Annotated in this window: 21 protein-coding genes and 1 pseudogene; 15 read left to right on the forward strand and 7 right to left on the reverse strand. The window is 33.9% G+C overall.

The features are described from left to right. Positions 1-141 precede the first annotated feature (141 nt). Positions 142-639: pseudogene (locus ACEW8E_RS15415) on the reverse strand (alpha/beta fold hydrolase); the annotation flags it as partial. A 125-nt stretch (positions 640-764) separates the two neighbouring features. Further along, entirely contained in the window at positions 765-2,192 is a 1,428-nt protein-coding gene (locus tag ACEW8E_RS15420; RefSeq protein WP_373481263.1) for a glycosyltransferase family 2 protein, read from the reverse strand. A gap of 97 nt (positions 2,193-2,289) precedes the next feature. Here ACEW8E_RS15420 and ACEW8E_RS15425 point away from each other — a divergent pair, with 97 nt between their 5' ends. The 5 genes from ACEW8E_RS15425 (at position 2,290) to ACEW8E_RS15445 (ending at position 5,039) form a co-directional block, all read left to right on the forward strand. Beyond that, positions 2,290-3,012, forward strand: coding sequence for a M15 family metallopeptidase (locus tag ACEW8E_RS15425; protein ID WP_373481245.1), 723 nt, complete (start codon positions 2,290-2,292; stop codon positions 3,010-3,012). An 85-nt stretch (positions 3,013-3,097) separates the two neighbouring features. Next, positions 3,098-3,187: a cytochrome b6-f complex subunit PetN gene (gene petN, locus ACEW8E_RS15430; protein WP_015222656.1), complete on the forward strand. Its 90-nt coding sequence runs from the start codon at positions 3,098-3,100 to the stop codon at positions 3,185-3,187. Positions 3,188-3,190: 3 nt separating this feature from the next. Then, positions 3,191-3,328, forward strand: coding sequence for a hypothetical protein (locus ACEW8E_RS15435; RefSeq protein ID WP_373481246.1), 138 nt, complete (start codon positions 3,191-3,193; stop codon positions 3,326-3,328). A 111-nt stretch (positions 3,329-3,439) separates the two neighbouring features. Further along, entirely contained in the window at positions 3,440-4,861 is a 1,422-nt protein-coding gene (locus ACEW8E_RS15440) for an efflux RND transporter periplasmic adaptor subunit (RefSeq protein ID WP_373481247.1), read from the forward strand. Further along, positions 4,827-5,039 carry a hypothetical protein gene (locus ACEW8E_RS15445; protein WP_373481248.1) on the forward strand — a complete coding sequence of 71 codons (213 nt, stop codon included), beginning with the start codon at positions 4,827-4,829 and terminating at the stop codon, positions 5,037-5,039. The genes ACEW8E_RS15440 and ACEW8E_RS15445 overlap by 35 nt, the downstream gene beginning before the upstream one ends. 47 nt (positions 5,040-5,086) lie before the next feature. Here ACEW8E_RS15445 and ACEW8E_RS15450 read toward each other — a convergent pair whose 3' ends face one another. Further along, positions 5,087-5,302 (reverse strand): four helix bundle protein, encoded by a 216-nt coding sequence (locus ACEW8E_RS15450; protein ID WP_373481249.1) that lies wholly within the window; start codon positions 5,300-5,302, stop codon positions 5,087-5,089. Positions 5,303-5,732: 430 nt separating this feature from the next. Between ACEW8E_RS15450 and ACEW8E_RS15455 the strand changes: the two genes are divergently transcribed. Both ACEW8E_RS15455 and hpnJ read left to right on the forward strand, forming a co-directional pair. Then, positions 5,733-6,287, forward strand: a complete 555-nt coding sequence (locus ACEW8E_RS15455; protein ID WP_373481250.1) for a hypothetical protein — start codon at positions 5,733-5,735, stop codon at positions 6,285-6,287. A gap of 71 nt (positions 6,288-6,358) precedes the next feature. Further along, a complete protein-coding gene (hpnJ, locus tag ACEW8E_RS15460; RefSeq protein WP_373481251.1) occupies positions 6,359-7,786 on the forward strand; it encodes a hopanoid biosynthesis associated radical SAM protein HpnJ in 1,428 nt (475 codons plus the stop codon). 11 nt (positions 7,787-7,797) lie between these two features. On the opposite strand, the gene ACEW8E_RS15465 is transcribed toward hpnJ, so the two are convergent. Further along, positions 7,798-8,079 carry a type II toxin-antitoxin system YafQ family toxin gene (locus tag ACEW8E_RS15465; RefSeq protein WP_373481252.1) on the reverse strand — a complete coding sequence of 94 codons (282 nt, stop codon included), beginning with the start codon at positions 8,077-8,079 and terminating at the stop codon, positions 7,798-7,800. Further along, complete coding sequence (locus tag ACEW8E_RS15470; RefSeq protein ID WP_373481253.1) at positions 8,072-8,308, reverse strand: hypothetical protein; 237 nt, start codon at positions 8,306-8,308, stop codon at positions 8,072-8,074. The genes ACEW8E_RS15465 and ACEW8E_RS15470 overlap by 8 nt, the downstream gene beginning before the upstream one ends. 107 nt (positions 8,309-8,415) lie before the next feature. Here ACEW8E_RS15470 and ACEW8E_RS15475 point away from each other — a divergent pair, with 107 nt between their 5' ends. The 5 genes from ACEW8E_RS15475 (at position 8,416) to ACEW8E_RS15495 (ending at position 12,928) form a co-directional block, all read left to right on the forward strand. Continuing rightward, positions 8,416-9,849 carry a TldD/PmbA family protein gene (locus ACEW8E_RS15475; protein ID WP_373481254.1) on the forward strand — a complete coding sequence of 478 codons (1,434 nt, stop codon included), beginning with the start codon at positions 8,416-8,418 and terminating at the stop codon, positions 9,847-9,849. 30 nt (positions 9,850-9,879) lie between these two features. Next, positions 9,880-10,980 (forward strand): radical SAM protein, encoded by a 1,101-nt coding sequence (locus tag ACEW8E_RS15480; RefSeq protein WP_373481255.1) that lies wholly within the window; start codon positions 9,880-9,882, stop codon positions 10,978-10,980. A 139-nt stretch (positions 10,981-11,119) separates the two neighbouring features. Beyond that, positions 11,120-11,314, forward strand: a complete 195-nt coding sequence (gene rpmG / locus ACEW8E_RS15485; RefSeq protein ID WP_308256520.1) for a 50S ribosomal protein L33 — start codon at positions 11,120-11,122, stop codon at positions 11,312-11,314. 63 nt (positions 11,315-11,377) lie between these two features. Beyond that, positions 11,378-11,593 carry a 30S ribosomal protein S18 gene (rpsR, locus tag ACEW8E_RS15490; RefSeq protein WP_373481256.1) on the forward strand — a complete coding sequence of 72 codons (216 nt, stop codon included), beginning with the start codon at positions 11,378-11,380 and terminating at the stop codon, positions 11,591-11,593. Between the two features lie 150 nt (positions 11,594-11,743). Then, entirely contained in the window at positions 11,744-12,928 is a 1,185-nt protein-coding gene (locus ACEW8E_RS15495; RefSeq protein ID WP_373481257.1) for a M20 family metallopeptidase, read from the forward strand. A gap of 48 nt (positions 12,929-12,976) precedes the next feature. On the opposite strand, the gene ACEW8E_RS15500 is transcribed toward ACEW8E_RS15495, so the two are convergent. Both ACEW8E_RS15500 and cobA read right to left on the reverse strand, forming a co-directional pair. Beyond that, positions 12,977-13,801, reverse strand: a complete 825-nt coding sequence (locus ACEW8E_RS15500) for a uroporphyrinogen-III synthase (RefSeq protein ID WP_373481258.1) — start codon at positions 13,799-13,801, stop codon at positions 12,977-12,979. A gap of 118 nt (positions 13,802-13,919) precedes the next feature. Next, positions 13,920-14,618, reverse strand: coding sequence for a uroporphyrinogen-III C-methyltransferase (cobA, locus tag ACEW8E_RS15505; RefSeq protein WP_373481259.1), 699 nt, complete (start codon positions 14,616-14,618; stop codon positions 13,920-13,922). Between the two features lie 86 nt (positions 14,619-14,704). Here cobA and ilvC point away from each other — a divergent pair, with 86 nt between their 5' ends. From ilvC to ACEW8E_RS15520, 3 genes are all read left to right on the forward strand, one after another. Then, positions 14,705-15,697 carry a ketol-acid reductoisomerase gene (ilvC, locus tag ACEW8E_RS15510; protein WP_373481260.1) on the forward strand — a complete coding sequence of 331 codons (993 nt, stop codon included), beginning with the start codon at positions 14,705-14,707 and terminating at the stop codon, positions 15,695-15,697. A gap of 71 nt (positions 15,698-15,768) precedes the next feature. Continuing rightward, complete coding sequence (gene yidD, locus ACEW8E_RS15515; RefSeq protein ID WP_373481261.1) at positions 15,769-16,041, forward strand: membrane protein insertion efficiency factor YidD; 273 nt, start codon at positions 15,769-15,771, stop codon at positions 16,039-16,041. 117 nt (positions 16,042-16,158) lie between these two features. Further along, a complete protein-coding gene (locus ACEW8E_RS15520) occupies positions 16,159-16,491 on the forward strand; it encodes a cation:proton antiporter subunit C (protein ID WP_373481262.1) in 333 nt (110 codons plus the stop codon). Positions 16,492-16,637 lie beyond the last annotated feature (146 nt).

Consider the following 16,637-nt stretch of genomic DNA (forward strand, 5'->3'; position numbering starts at 1 on the left):
TTTGGTGAAGCCTTAGAAGCGTTTCGCACCGCCATATCTTTTCGCTTTTTTCAATGGTTAAAAGATAATATTGAGGTATTTACTAATTATAAAGCAAGTTTGGGCTTTGTTTGGGCATAATTTTTGTTTAAGTACCGTTAAATCAGACGCTGCCGCTATACCCCATAAAGCTAATTTTCCTCCTAAAGAATAACCAGTAAACCAAAATTTACTAGGGCAACCTATTTTTTTTGCTTGGGCAGCAATTCTTACAAAATCTTCTCCTTCATATAAACCATCGGAGGTTAATGTAGGGGATAATTGAGCCGTTTTACCATGAGCTCTCCAATCAAATAATACCACAGCGTAACCTTGAGCATAGGCTTTACGCCCTAATAAACGCAAAAACCATTGATTTTCTAAATCTCCTGTTATGCCATAAGTTCCAATTATCGTACCTCGACAGTGGCTTTGATGGGGAATTGCAACTATACCAAAAATAGGTACATCATTTGCACCGATAAAAATATGCTCTTTATATTCAGGCTCAACTAATTTAGTGGTTTTTTGCCACTGTTTATCCATCCATAACCCAGTATAAACAGTCTGAATTAAACCATTTTTAAGTAGTAGTGGAGGTGTATATATTGAATTTATCATTAACTATGCTCCCTCAGTTGAAAATGGAAAAAGGGAGGTAGAATCGCCCCTAAATCCCCAAGTATGGGGACTTTTTTTGTATATTTATCTTCTCGCCTAAAATTGAAGACTGGGAAGCTGGTGAGTTACATTTCATTGACAAATTCTACCCCTTCATGAACGGTTTTAACCCATTTTAATTGTTTTTGACGAATGGACATTCTTGCAGTGGTAACGGGCATTACAATAAACCAGTGTGTCATATAAATCATCCCTAAAAGGCTTTTTATCATCATATTTAAGGTTTCCGTTATGGTGGTTTTAGGCTCTAATTTTGCTCTTTTTAACCCCGTAAACATTCCCCAAAATGCCAATACTAAAGTAAGACTGGTTAAGGGTGCAATTAAAGGTATGTCATGACGGGTGATTACCATTACTAAGTCAGGTATCGCTGCTGTGGGGAAAATATATTGTACTAAAAAGAAGTAAAGTAAATCGAATTTTTTGTGCCAATTTAAGCGATTACTTAGAATTAAACGCCAATAATCAAAATAACGTTGATAACCACCTTCTGCCCATCGACTTCTTTGATGCCACAAAGCGATCGCCTTTTTAACTCCTTCTTCTTCTACCGCAGGATGTGGTAATATCTCAATATCCCAGTGATCTAAATGTAAGCGAATGGTTAGATCGAGATCATCGGTGATGGTTTCTTCATTCCACCCACCACAGCTATTTAAGGCTTGACGACGCACAAACTGCCCGTTACCTCTTAATTCTCCCATACCTCCACAAGCGATTCTCTGTTGCTGAAAATAGCTATCTAACGCCATTTCGGTAAATTGCCCTTGAGTCCAAAAATTATCATCAGCGTTAGAAATTGTTTTTCTAACTTGAATTGCCCCAATATTTTCTTTAGCGAATAAAGGCACTATTTTCCTTAATAAATCAGGAGAGGCAATGGCATCAGCATCAAATACTCCCACAATATCTCCAGTAGTCAAGGCAAAGGCTTGATTTAATGCTCCAGATTTACCACCTTTTGCTGTGTTATCTCGGTGTAAAACTTTTAATTGAGGGTATTTTTGAGCTAATCCATCTAAAATTATACCCGTGCCATCGCTACTATTATCATTTATCACCCAAAATTCATATAAATCTTGAGGATAATCTAAAGTTAATAACATATTGACCAATTTTTCTACCACTGCCTCTTCATTTTTAGCTGATACCATGACAGAAATTTTTGGCAAATTATCCGTAGGTTGAAGGGATGAAATGGGATTTTGCGATGGTGAAGCAAACATTAATCGTAAAGCCTGTATAGTAACGAAAATGCTTAAGATTAAGACAATCCAAATACTCCAAGAAACTAAATGCAGAGTGATAGTTACTAACCAAATGACGCTTAAAGCAAAAGCTGCTTTTTTCCTTCTCCCTGATAAACCCTGAAAAAAATCATTTCTAAATTCTTCTTCTTCTATGTCAGGATCGGAAAATTCTGCTATTAATGAGGTAATGGGATCTAATTCTGTGTTATTTTCGGGATTATTGAGATTATCTTTATCTGGCATCATTAATTTTTGGCTTTTAAATAAAATTTACCAATGGTTTACACTATTTTATACATTATTAATTGTTCATTGTTCATTGTTCACGATTAATTGTTCTATGAAGCCTTATCAACATATCAAAATTATCGAATGTCATCAACCTTTAGTGCCTATTCCAGACAATGAATTTATCTTAGAAAATCCTTCGGCTTATGTGAAACTTGGTGCAGATTATCAAGGTAAATCCCCCTATTTTTTGCGAGAAGAAGTATTAAAAAGATTGTTGAAAGCTAAGGCAAAATTAGCACAAATTAAACCTCATTGGCAGATAAAAATTTTTGACGCTTATCGCCCTGTTAATGTACAACAGTTTATGGTGGACTATACTTTTAATTCTATTTGTCAAAAACGTCAAATCCATTCTGCACAATTAACAAAGGAAGAAACAGCCTCTATTTATCAAGAAGTTTATCAAATTTGGGCGATTCCCAGTGATAATCCTTTAACTCCTCCTCCCCATAGTACTGGATCTGCCATCGATTTAACTCTTATAGATGAAAATGGCGTTGAAATTAATATGGGAGGGGAAATTGACGAACTTTCTGAAAGATCTAATCCTAACTATTACAGTAAAGCGACTAATGAAAAAGAGCAAAAATACCATCAACATCGACAAATACTCTTAGAAATCATGACTTATAGCGGTTTTCGTCGTCATTTAGGGGAATGGTGGCATTTTTCCTACGGTGATCAAATGTGGGCATGGTTAGAAGATTATAACCTATCGGCGATCGCCAAATATGGAACAGTAGGGGTAAATGGCATTCACCCAAATAAATAATATGGCATTATCAATAAATTTAGACGGAAATAAGACGTTAATGATAAGATAATATAGTTAAAATTTCGCTTTAAATTTAATTAATATGGATATTCTTACATTAGGTTGGGTAGGTGTACTTTCCCTTTTTACATGGTCGATCGCAATGGTAGTATGGGGTAGAAAAGGCTTCTAAATTGTGGAATCATTACCCGTACTCAATCTTCTTTTTATTGCCGCCATCGCCTTATTAATCTTTGTTAGCGGCGGTATTCTCTACTTGACAACCCTTGAATGGCGCGATCGCCGTCGTCGAGATCGAGATAAAAAACTTTAATCATCAATGGCCATAATTAGCAATTAACAATTAACGAATACTGATCATTTCCAATTATTAATAATATTTGTTAACTTATATTGATGATGAGCAATTATAAAAACTTAATCTATGACGGCAAGTAATTTGGAAAAGCAAACTAATCCTCTCCCTTGGATTTTTGGTACGATGATTGGCGGGATTCTATTAGTGGCAGGATTAAGTTATACCATGACTAATCGTAATAATACCCCCACGAATGTAGATAAATATACAGTACCTGTGACGGAAAAAACCATTAACCTTGAAATACAAGCTAGTGGAACGGTTGAACCAATTCAAAGCGTTAATATCAGTCCTAAAAATCCGGGTAAACTAGAACGATTATTAGTTGATCAAGGGGTAATAGTCAAGAAAGGACAACCGATTGCTGTCATGGAAAATCAACAATTATATGCCCAAGGTATTCAAGCCGAAGCTAGGGTACAAGAAGCACAAGCAGCATTACAAGAAGCAGATATTAAAAGACAAGGTGATATACAAGTATTATCAGCACAATTAAACCAAGCATTGTCAAGATTAGAAGAATCAAAGCGTAGAATTCCCACCCAAGTCGAACAAGCAAGGGCACAACTAAGGGAAGCTGAATCTAGGTTAAAACTAGCCCAAGTTCAATTACAAAGAAATGAAGCCTTATTGAAAGAAGGTGCTATTACAGCAGATCAATTTGATCAATTAGCCAACGAAGTAATTGTTTCTCAGGCAAACGTACAACAGATCGTAAGACGTATAGAAGAGTTACAGTCCACAGAAGATCCCGAAATTAAACGTTTAGAAGCAGCCGCAGGGGAAATTAAAATATCCTTAGAAGAAAGACAAATAAGCTCAAAAGCCGAAATTGAACGCCTTAAAGCAAATATCAAAGCATTACAAGCCAATTTAGAAGTAGCTAAAATTCAATTTCAAGATACTTTTATTACTGCACCTTTTGATGGAATTATTACCCAAAGATTTGCTACAGAAGGAGCTTTCGTAACTCCGACTACTTCAGCTTCTAATACAGCTTCCGCTACTTCCTCATCTATTGTGGCTTTAGCTAGAGGTTTAGAAATTGTGGCAAAAGTCCCAGAAATTGACTTAAATCAGATAAAATTAGGGCAACCAGTGCAAATTGTAGCTGATGCTTATCCTGATCAAGTTTTTAAAGGTATTGTTAAGAGTATCGCCCCTGAAGCCATTGTCGAACAAAACGTAACCTCTTTTGAAGTTAAAATTTCTATTTTATCAGGACAAGATAAACTATTATCTAAAATGAATGTGGAAGTCAATTTTTTAGGACAAAGAAGAAATAACGTTTTAGTATTACCTACCGTTGCCATTGTCACGGAAAAAGGCGAAACAGGGGTAATGATTCCCGATGAAAATAATGAACCTAAATTCAAACCGATTACTATTGGTGTTTCTGTGGATGATAAAACCGAAGTTTTAAGTGGTTTATTCCCCGGAGATAGAGTTTTTATTGACTTACCAAAAGATAAGAAAAAAGATAATTAAAGTTTGGCTTTATGGTGTTTCTGTGGAGTTAGAAGAAGGAGATACTATGAATATTCTTTTAACTAATGATAGTATTCAACTTACTCTCTTTGATCCACATTTTGAAGTAGTGATGGCAGCATATAAAGAGGGAAAAGATAAATATCGTAATGCCATGAGAGAACTTGCCGATGGATGATTACATTTGAATTTCTGAAGATATAGCTAAAATGATTCATGATGATCTTATCGCAGAACATGGAGGCTCTTTTGGGCTAAGAGATTTGGGTTTATTATCTTCAGCTTTGGCACGGGCAAAAAATTTATATGTTTTTGACTACTTAACCCATAAATTTCAGTTTTGGGAAATTGAGAAGTTAATTGATAACATCTCACTACCAAATCCATTGATTTTTGCCAAACAGTTAAATCTCGATAACTTTTTACTTCAATCATTTTCATTAAACCTAAAGCAGTAAAGTGCCTGATACCTGATACCTGATACCTGATACCCGACACCTATTAAAAATTAACACATAAATGAGTGCTTAACGTCAGATAGTTAATCTTGATTTAAACAAATAGTTAAAAATAATATTAGGGTTTTTTGAAACAAAATCAACTAGACAAAAAAATACGCACAAGCCACCCCTCCCCGACCGCAACGGGTCAAGAAAAGGTGGCTTTGTTTGTTATTTCCATTATAACCATAAAAAATAATATTGTCAACATTTTTGCAGATATTTTTAATATTTATTTTAATTAAGGAAAAAAGTTAATAAATAATGAAAAAAATTAATAGATTTTTAATAATATCTGTGGCAATATAAAGATATTTAGAAAATTAAAAGACATAAATTTATATTTAATAGTTAATAATATTGGTATCATCATGAACATTAATTGGCAAAAATTAGCACAAATAAAAGAATTAGAACCTTATTTTACGAAAGATTTTCAAGGGTTTAAAAATAAAATCGAAAATTATCTCAATATTTGGATAAAAATAAGTTCTGAAGATTTAGATAAATTGGCTTTAATTCGAGCATTAGAAGTAACTAACGGTTGTACTCAATGGGCTTATCGTAGAGGTGATCAAGATTGTTTACCATTAGAAGAAACTCAAAAATGTATGAAATTATCTATGTCTTCTATTAAAAATAAAGAAATATTATTAAATAACGGAGAAGTAATTAAATATACTGGTAAATTAGCTCAATTGATGGATGAAAGCAGAAGTTTATATATTGATGCTTTTAAAAATAATATTGAAGGAAAAGACGAAGAATTTTATGCTATTTCTACGGTTCAATTTTTAGTACATGGAGAAGAAAGAATGAATAAATGTTTTCAAATTATTAGAGATAATTACTTAGGTTTATTTACAGATTTTTTTATCAAGAAAGGAGAAAACTATGTTAAACCTTATTTATCTGCTTATGATTGAAGATAGATTTATGATCAAAAAAGTCAATAAATTAAGTACAGTTAAGTAAAATAAACTATAAAAATGCAAAGATGAAAAAAACTCTCTTTCTCAATCCTCCTTCCTTTGATGGTTTTGATGGTGGCGCGGGCGCTAGGTATCAGGCGAAACGAGAAATTACTTCTTTTTGGTATCCTACATGGTTAGCACAACCTGCGGCGTTGGTAGAAGGTAGTAAGTTGATTGATGCACCACCCCATAATCAAACGGTGGAAGATGTGCTGAAAATTGCCAAAGATTATGAGTTAATTATTATGCACACCAGCACTCCATCTCTTGCTAATGATGTCAAATTTGCTCAAACCATAAAAGCTGAAAATCCTAATATTATTATCGGTTTTATCGGCGCTCATGTGGCGGTTTTACCAGAAAAAACCCTTCAAGATAATCCTGTGATTGATTTTGTTTGTCGCAACGAATTTGATTATACTTGCAAAGAAGTAGCCGAGGGGAAAAATTTTAGTAATATTACTGGTTTAAGTTATAGAGATAATGACGGTAATATTATTCATAACAAAGAAAAAGAATTAATCCATGATTGGGATGCCATGCCTAGTGTATTGCCTATTTATGCTAGAGATTTAGACATCAAAAAATATTTTATCGGTTATCTTTTACATCCTTACATCTCCTTTTATACTGGTAGAGGTTGCCCTGCTAAATGTAGTTTTTGTTTGTGGCCTCAAACCATTGGTGGCCATAATTATCGTGCCAAAAGCCCCGAAGCAGTAGCACAAGAAATGGAAATGGCAAAGAGTCTTTTCGGTAATTCTGTGCAAGAATATATGTTTGATGATGATACTTTTACCATCGATAAACAACGGGCGATCGCCATTAGTAAACATTTAAAAAGACTAAAAATAACATGGAGTTGTAATGCTCGTGCCAACCTAGATTATGACACATTAAAACAATTAAGAGATAACGGTTTAAGATTATTATTAGTCGGTTTTGAATCAGGCAATCAAGAAATTTTAGACGGTATCAACAAAGGAATAAAACTAGAAGTAGCGCGTAAATTCATGGAAAATTGCCGTAAACTAGGCATTAAAGTTCATGGTACATTTATTATCGGCTTACCTAACGAAAGTCAAGAAACCATTGAAGAAACCATCCGTTTTGCCTGTGAAGTAAGCCCTCATACTATACAAGTATCCATTGCAGCACCATATCCGGGTACAGAATTATATCGTCAAGCCTTAGAAAATCAATGGTTTAGCCAACAAAATTTAATATCCTCATCAGGTATTCAAACCTCAACCTTAGCTTATCCGAATCTTTCCTCTACACAAATAGAAAATGCAGTAGAACAAATGTATAGACGTTTTTATTTTCGTCCTCAAGCTATCATTCCTATAGTGTCAGAAATGTTAACAGATCCGCAAATGTTAGTAAGAAGACTAAGAGAAGGTAAAGAATTTTTTGCCTATTTAAAAGAAAGACAAACCGTTAACGATTAAGAATTTAGTTATTAATAAACTTCATCATGAGTGCCAATATCTAATAAAACAATGACTTGCTCATTATTATCATCTGTGGTTAAAGAAAAAACAATACGACAATCATAGCCACAGGAGCAAGATAATAAACCTAAAAGTTTTCCTGAAAGTTTATGTGTACCTAATGGAGGAGAAAATAAATCTTTTTCCATAGTAGTGACAGTTTGCTCTATTTTTCTTTGTAAATCAAGATTTGAACGGACAAACTTGCGTAATGATCTCTTAAACTTATTACTGATAAAGACTTTAGGCATTTTCTTGATCTGGGTTTTGTAAATATTCCCGTAAATCTTGGATTGCTTCCTCGGCGGTTAAAAGTTTAATATTTCCCTGTCTAAATTCTTTTAAAGATATTTGAGCATCTAAAGCCATTTTTTCTCGCCGATTTTCAATTATTCTTTGCTTAAGAATTTGGATTAATATTTCTTTTTCCTCTAGGGAAAGTTCCATTGCTTCATCTAAAACTTTATCTAGTTTATTCAATTACTTTACTCCTATTGGTCTTATCATCAATTAAATTTTAACAGATATATAGAGGTTTGATTATCATTAATCTATAATGAGCTTACGGGATATTTGAAGATAAATTTATGACATTTGATTTAGAAAAAACCTTAAATAACCTTAAAATTAACGCTGATTGGGTAGGATTAAGACAAGTTAGGGAAACTACCACTACCAGACTTTTTCGTGACGGAAACCCCCAAAGTAACGGCAGAAAATCAACCAACGGGGTAATGGTAGAAGTAATGATGAATGGGCAATTAGGTTATTGTGCCACTAATCGACTAGATTTAGATAGTATTCAATCCGCCGTTAATCTTGCTGCGCAACAAGCAAAAAGTGCTAAAAATTGGGGTATATTTTCTTTTAATACGGATATTCGCCCTGCCACTAAAGGTAAATATCAATCTCCCGTTAATGATTCATACAGTTTAATCAATGCTTCAGATTTGAATGATTTATTAATACAAACTTGCCATGCTTTAAAAGTTTCGGATAAAATAGTCAAAGCTACTGCTATTGCACAAATTAGTGATATTAAACATCATTTTGTCAGTAGTAATGGTGCAAATATTGAGCAGAAATTCTCCTTAGTTGCCACAGATTATGAAGCAACGGCACAAGAAGATAATGTGGTCCAAAAACGCACAGATAACGGCATGATGGCGAGATGTTATCAAGGAGGTAGGGAAGTTTTAAACCCAGAAATTACCTTAAATCGTGCCAAAAAAATCGGCGAGGAAGCTATAGAGTTACTTTATGCTTCTGAATGTCCTGATATTACCACTACTTTAGTGTTAGCCCCAGATCAGATGATGCTACAAATCCATGAAAGTATCGGACATCCTTTAGAATTAGATCGAATTTTAGGAGATGAGCGTAACTACGCAGGAAGTAGTTTTGTTAAATTATCAGATTTCGGAAGTCTAGCCTATGGTTCGTCTATGATGAATATAACTTTTGATCCTACCATACAAGGGGAATTAGCTAGTTACGGTTTTGATGATGCTGGATTGAAAGCCGAAAAAGAATATTTAATTAAAGACGGTATTTTATTGCGGGGTTTAGGTAGTTTAGAAAGTCAAGCTAGAGCAAATGTTCTCGGAGTTGCCAATTTTCGTTCATCTTCTTGGAATCGAGCGCCTATTGATCGTATGGCTAATTTAAACTTAGAATCAGGTAATAGTAGTTTTAATGATATTATCAGTTCCATTGAACATGGAGTGTATATGAAATCTAATCGCTCTTGGTCTATAGATGATTACCGCAATAAATTTCAATTCGGTTGTGAATATGCAGTATTAATTGAAAATGGACAACTAACCAAAACTTTACGCAATCCAAATTATCGAGGAGTAACAAAACATTTTTGGCACAATTTAATTCATGTAGGAGATAATTCTACCAGAGAATTTTATGGTACACCCTATTGTGGTAAAGGCGAACCGAATCAATCTATAAGAGTTGGTCATGCTTCACCCGTATGTGCTTTTAAAAATATTCAAGTTTTTGGCGCATAATTAACAATTATCAATGATCACGTATTTATAATGTCATTAAAAACGAAAAAAAAAGGTATCTGGCAATTAGCAAGAGAAAGTATTATAGATGGCGGACCTAGTATGTGTCAATTCGCCATTACTAGCGCTTGTAACGCTACTTGCGGATTTTGTAACTTTGCTGTGGATAAAATGCCCATAGAAAATCGTCATCATGTGAGTTTAGAAGAGGCAAAACAAGCAACGGAAATTCTTTATCAAAACGGTGTGTATTTTGTAATTTATGTAGGAGGTGAACCAATGTTACATCCTCATTTAACAGAAATAATCACCCATGCTTCTAGTATTGGTATAGCACCAATGTTAGTGACTAATGGTTCACTCTTAACTAAAAATAAAATTGACGAATTGGCTAAAGCTGGATTAGTTAGTGTTATTATCTCCATCGATGCGGCGGAAGTCACAAAACATGAACAAAATCGAGGCTTAAAAGGAGTTTGCCATCGCATCAAAACCGCCAATGATTACTTTAAAGAATATAATATCGGCACAACGGCTTCTGTTACCATGTCAAGATTAATTGATGACTATAGTCAACTACCATCATTTTTAGAATCTCTAGGATTTGATAGCGTCACTTTTTCTTATCCTTTAACTACTTTAGCGTCTTCTTATTTAGGTTATGCGCAGTCAAACTTAGTTGATTATACCAAAGAAGAATTAGATCAAAGATTTGAAGCCATTAAAGCCTTAAAAAAACAATTTCATGTAGTTAATCCCACCGCTTCCATTGAAGATATGCAACGACACTTAAAAGGAGAAAAAGAAAATTTTGGTTGCTTAGGAGGTTGGAAATTCTTTTATTTAGATTGGTTTTTAAATCTTTATCGCTGTCATAATTGGGCTGAACCGATGTGCCACATAAAGGAATTTGATGGATCACAACGTATTAAAGATAATTGTACCGCTTGTATGATGGATTGTTATCGAGACTCTAGTGTGATGCAACATATCGCTATTTCTGTTAGTGACGGAGTAAAAGCACTTAAAAAAGGTAATTTTAAACAGGCTTTTCAATCTTGGTTTAATCAAAATAATCTAACTTCCATCAAATCAGTTATCGAAGAAGCAAAATGGCTACCTAAACTTTAAATAATTGACTCAAGTTATCAAAATTAACCTGACACCCGAAACCTGACACAGATTAATAAAAACTTGTCAAAAAGACAGGTCATGTGGGATAATAATAGATTGTGTATAAAATTACTGTTATAGTAACTAAGCTAAAAAAATGGCAAGTAAAAAAGGTGTCCGCATAATTATCACTCTTGAATGCACCGAGTGTCGTACTAATAATGATAAACGCTCTGCTGGTGTTTCTCGTTATACAACCATGAAAAACAGACGCAATACTACAGGAAGAATGGAACTAAAAAAATTCTGTACTCATTGCAACAAACATACTATTCATAAAGAAATTAAATAGTTAAATAGTTTGATTTTCTCAATTTTCTCAAAGTAAAAATAATAGTTTAAACAAAGATAAATTATGGCTTATTTTCGTAAAAGATTATCTCCGATTCCTCCAAGTCAACCTATTGACTATAAAGATTTAGAATTACTACATAAATTCGTGACAGAAAGAGGTAAAATGCTTCCTCGTCGTATCACTGGTTTAACCGCCCGTCAACAAAGAGACTTAACTAGAGCCGTTAAACAAGCTCGTTTAGTGGCTTTATTACCTTTCTTAAATGCCGAAGGTTAATTATAATCAACAATTAACAATTAACTGTTAAAGAAGACATTGAGTAATGAGTAATTAATAATTTTCTCCTCGTCTTCTATAGAGCTAAAATTTGTTTTTGATCTAAAATTGAGTTATTCTCCTCCAAAGTATAAAACGTAAGTTGATATAATGCTCAATAAAATCAAAGATTTAGCAGTAGATTTAACGCCAAGATTAATCGAAATTCGTCGTCATTTTCATGCTCATCCAGAATTAAGCGCTCAAGAATATCAAACCGCTACTTATGTTGCAGGGGTTTTGTCTTCCTGTGGACTTCATGTTACCGAAAGTGTGGGTAAAACAGGGGTAATTGGAGAATTAAAAGGCAATGGTAAAAGTACTCTTCATTTAGCCATTCGCACGGATATGGATGCTTTACCTATTCAAGAAGCGACTCAGTTAGAATATGCTTCTCGTGTATCTGGTGTTATGCACGCTTGTGGCCATGATTTACATACAACTGTAGGCTTGGGTACTGCTATGATTTTATCTCAGCTAAAAGATTCTTTACCCGGAGATATTCGATTTATTTTCCAACCTGCTGAAGAAATCGCTCAGGGAGCTTTATGGATGGTTGAAGACGGTGTCATGAAGGATATTTCCGCTATTTTTGGGGTTCATGTTTTCCCTTCTATTCCTGCTCGTTGTGTGGGTATTCGTTATGGTGCTTTAACTTCTGCTATGGATGATCTGGAAATTATAATTCAAGGTGAAGCTGGTCATGGTGCACGTCCTCATCAAGCCATCGATGCTATTTGGATTAGCGCACAGGTGATTACCAGTTTACAACAAGCCATCAGTCGTATGCAAAACCCTTTAGATCCTTTAGTATTAACTATAGGGCAAATTAACGGTGGTAAAGCACCTAATATTATCGCTGATCAAGTTAAGATGATTGGTACTGTGCGATCGCTAAATCCTGAAGTAAGAGAAAAGTTACCGACATGGATTAAAGGCATTGTAGAAGGAATTTGTCATACTTACGGTGCAAAATGTCAGATAAATTATCGTCATCGTCTTCCTAGTGTACAAAATGATGTTGAGTTAACAAAAATCATTGAAAAAGCAGCCTTAGAAGCATTAGGAGAAAAACAAGTTATCTCTATTCTTGAGCCTTCTTTAGGTGCAGAGGATTTCGCAGTTTATTTAGAACACGCTCATGGTACTATGTTTCGGTTAGGTGTCGGTAAAGAAAATCACCATAATTATCCCTTACATCATCCTCGTTTTGAGTTAGACGAATCTTCTCTGACAACAGGAGTTGTGACTATGGCTTATAGTGCTTATAAATATTTTTGTCATAAGTCTAATTAGGCTTTGCAGAAAAAGTATGGGTTAGGAATTAGGTATCAGATAAATTAATTAGAAATGATCAATTTTTTGAAAGTTGATGATGGCGTTAGTTAATCCTTCTAGGGTATATTCTTTGGCTTCTATATCTACTTTATGGAATAATTGTTGACAAGTGAGGGTTGTTTGTGGTCCAATGGATGCGATCGCAAGGTTTTGTAGTAAAGAATTAAAAGTCAAAGGAGGATGATCAATAAGAGCTTGATTAACTAAATAATAAAAGTTTTTAACGGTTTTAGAACTAGCAAAAGTAATAATAGAGATAATGTCGTTAGTTAAAGCATTCCAAGATATTTCGTCGATAAAATCGGGACATCCTGACTGATAAGCGGGAATTTCGGTGATGATTGCACCTTGTTTGGTTAATTGTTCAACTAAAATTTCTCTACCGCCACTTTCAACACGAGGAAATAAAATTTTTTGATGTGATAATGATTCAGGAAAATGACTGACTAAAGAATCGGCAATGAAATTTGGAGGGATAAAATCGGCTTTTAGTTGATATTTTTGGAGATATTGAGCAGTTTTGTTACCTACTACGGCAATTTTAAGGTTATTTAAGCTATTTCTATCTTTTCCCAAATGGTGTAAACGTTCAAAAAAATACTCTACTCCGTTAGCGGAGGTTAAAATCAGCCAATTAAATTCGGATAAATTATGGATGGCGTTATCTAAAGGTTGCCAACTAGAAGGAGGTTTTATCACTAAAGCCGAAAATTCTAATACCGTTGCGCCTTTGGTTTCTAACATTTGTCGAAATTCATTGTTAGCAGATGGTGCACGAGTTATTAAAATTGTTTCCCCTGCTAGAGGATAAGAGTTTTTATAGTTAATCATTTGACAATAGGATGATATAGTTTCTCTAGGAAAATTGATTTTATTTTTTTTAGACTTATCTGAATGGTTAAAACAAGTACCATTGATTAGAGTCAATACTGTTATTTGCTAAAGTATCTTATTTTTCATTTTTAATTACATTACCAATGACGATGATACAAGGAGATAAAGAAATATTAAGGGTTTTTTCTACAATATCACTTAATGTACCTTTCCATGTTTGTTGTTGTGGACTTCCTCCATTTTTGATAATGGCAATGGGAAAATTTGGCGATCGCCCATATAATTGTAATTGTTGGATGATTAGAGATAAGTTTTTACCACCCATAAGGATGACTAAAGTATCTATTTGACTTAAAATTGACCAATTAAGTAGATTGATATTGTGAGCGGTGACAATAGTTAAACAACGACTATCATCTTTTTCCGTTAACATAATACCAGCTAATAAAGGGGCAGCTAAAGCGGAAGAAATACCGGGTATAAATTGAATATCAGTATCAATACATTGTAAAGTGTCTAATTCTGAGTTAATACGACCGAAAATAGCAGGATCTCCACTTTTTAAGCGAATAACAGTGTGATATTGCTTTGCATATTGGACTAATAAATCATTGATAGTTGCTTGGGGAGTGCTAACTTTACCGCCTCTTTTACCGACACAAATTTTTAGAGAAGTAATAGGGGCAATATCTAAAATTTGAGTATCAATCAAAGCATCATAAATAATAACTTCTGCGTCACAGATAATACGATGAGCTTTTATAGTTAGATAATCAATACCACCAATTCCAGCACCGATAAAATAAACAGTCATAAATAAAAATAAATTTCTAATTGTTTTAAGTTATGATATAAGATCGCTTACTAAACTAAAAATTTTATAATTGAGGTAACTTGATAATGGCTCAAATGTATTATGATAATGATGCCAACTTAGATTTATTTGCTAATAAAACTGTTGCAATTATTGGTTACGGATCTCAAGGTCACGCCCATGCTTTAAACTTAAAAGAAAGTGGTGTTAATGTCATTGTCGGACTTTATGAAGGTAGTAAATCGACGGCGAAAGCGGAGTCTGCTGGTTTAAAAGTTCATTCCGTCAAGGAAGCGTCTTCTTTAGCTGACTGGATCATGATTTTGTTACCTGATGAAGTTCAACGTACTACTTACGAAAATGAGATTGCACCTTATTTAACTAAAGGTAAAGTGTTATCTTTCGCCCATGGTTTTAATATTCATTTTGGTCAAATTGTACCACCAGAAGATGTTGATGTGGTAATGGTAGCACCAAAAGGCCCCGGTCATTTAGTAAGACGTACATATGAACAGGGGCAAGGTGTACCTGCTTTATTTGCAGTTTATCAAAATGCCACAGGAAATGCTCGTAACTTGGCGATGGCTTATGCTAAAGGCATTGGTGGTACTCGTGCAGGTATTTTGGAAACTACCTTTAGAGAAGAAACTGAAACGGATTTATTTGGCGAACAAGCTGTATTATGTGGTGGTTTATCAGAGTTAATCAAAGCAGGTTTTGATACTTTAGTGTCTGCTGGTTATCAACCAGAAATCGCTTATTTTGAATGTCTCCACGAAGTTAAATTAATCGTTGACTTAATCGTTGAAGGTGGTTTAGCTACCATGCGCAATAGTATTTCTAATACGGCGGAATATGGTGATTATACCAGAGGACCAAGAATTATTACTGATGAAACTCGTAAGGAAATGAAAAAAATTCTCACAGAGATTCAATCTGGACAATTTGCAAGGGAATTTGTGTTAGAAAATCAAGCTGGAAAACCCGGATTTACTGCTATGCGTCGTCGTGAAGCCGAACAAACTATTGAAGAAGTTGGTAAAGATTTACGCGCTATGTTTAGCTGGTTAAAAAAATAATTAAGTAATATAGCAATTGATAACTGATAATGGATTATTAACGATTCATTATCTTTTGTCAATGATCCCTCATGGTTAAAAAATTCTTAATCTTTCTGATTATTTGTTATCGTCGCTATATTTCCCCTCTATTTCTTCCTAGCTGTCGATTTATCCCTACTTGTTCTCAATATGCTATCACTGCTATTGATCGTTATGGTACTGTTAAAGGTTGTTATTTAGCCATAACTAGAATTTTTCGTTGTCATCCTTTGTGTAAAGGTGGTTATGATCCTGTACCTTCTTTGTCTGATCGTTTCACTTCAATTAATAATGCAGACAGAAAAAATCATGATGAAATATAAGTAAGTAGGCAAAATTAATTACTTTATCGGTCTATTGACATAGATTTTTTTCTATGTTTTAATATTTTACTATAGTTTAAATACTATAATTATCATTTAATAATAACCTAAATAACGATGGTGTTAGAAGTTTTTATTTTACTTACTATTATGTGTGGTTTTTTCGGCATCATTTTTAAAGAAAATTTGATCATGAAAACTATTTCCATGGATATTATGAGTACAGGAGTAGTGGCTTATTTTGTACTGGTGGCTTCACGTCATGGATTATTTACCCCCATTTTGACGGAAAAAATCGTTAATTATGCTGATCCTGTACCACAAGCAGTAATTTTAACAGCTATTGTTATTGGCTTTTCAACTCTAGCCTTAATATTAGTGGCAATAATGAAATTAGCGAAAAATAATCCTACTTTGGAAACTAGAGAAATCGAAAAAAATAATACATAATGATTAATTGGCGTTGCTGAATTAAGGTATGATTTTTAGATAAAGGGGTCAAATTATCAAAAATAAAAAAATGATACAATGTCCAGAGTGCGGGTCTAAACATATTCACAAAAATGGAATTAAAAAAGGAAAGCAAAATCATCTTT

It is taken from the genome of Geminocystis sp. (genome assembly GCF_041753295.1).
Classification (GTDB): Bacteria; Cyanobacteriota; Cyanobacteriia; order Cyanobacteriales; family Cyanobacteriaceae; genus Geminocystis.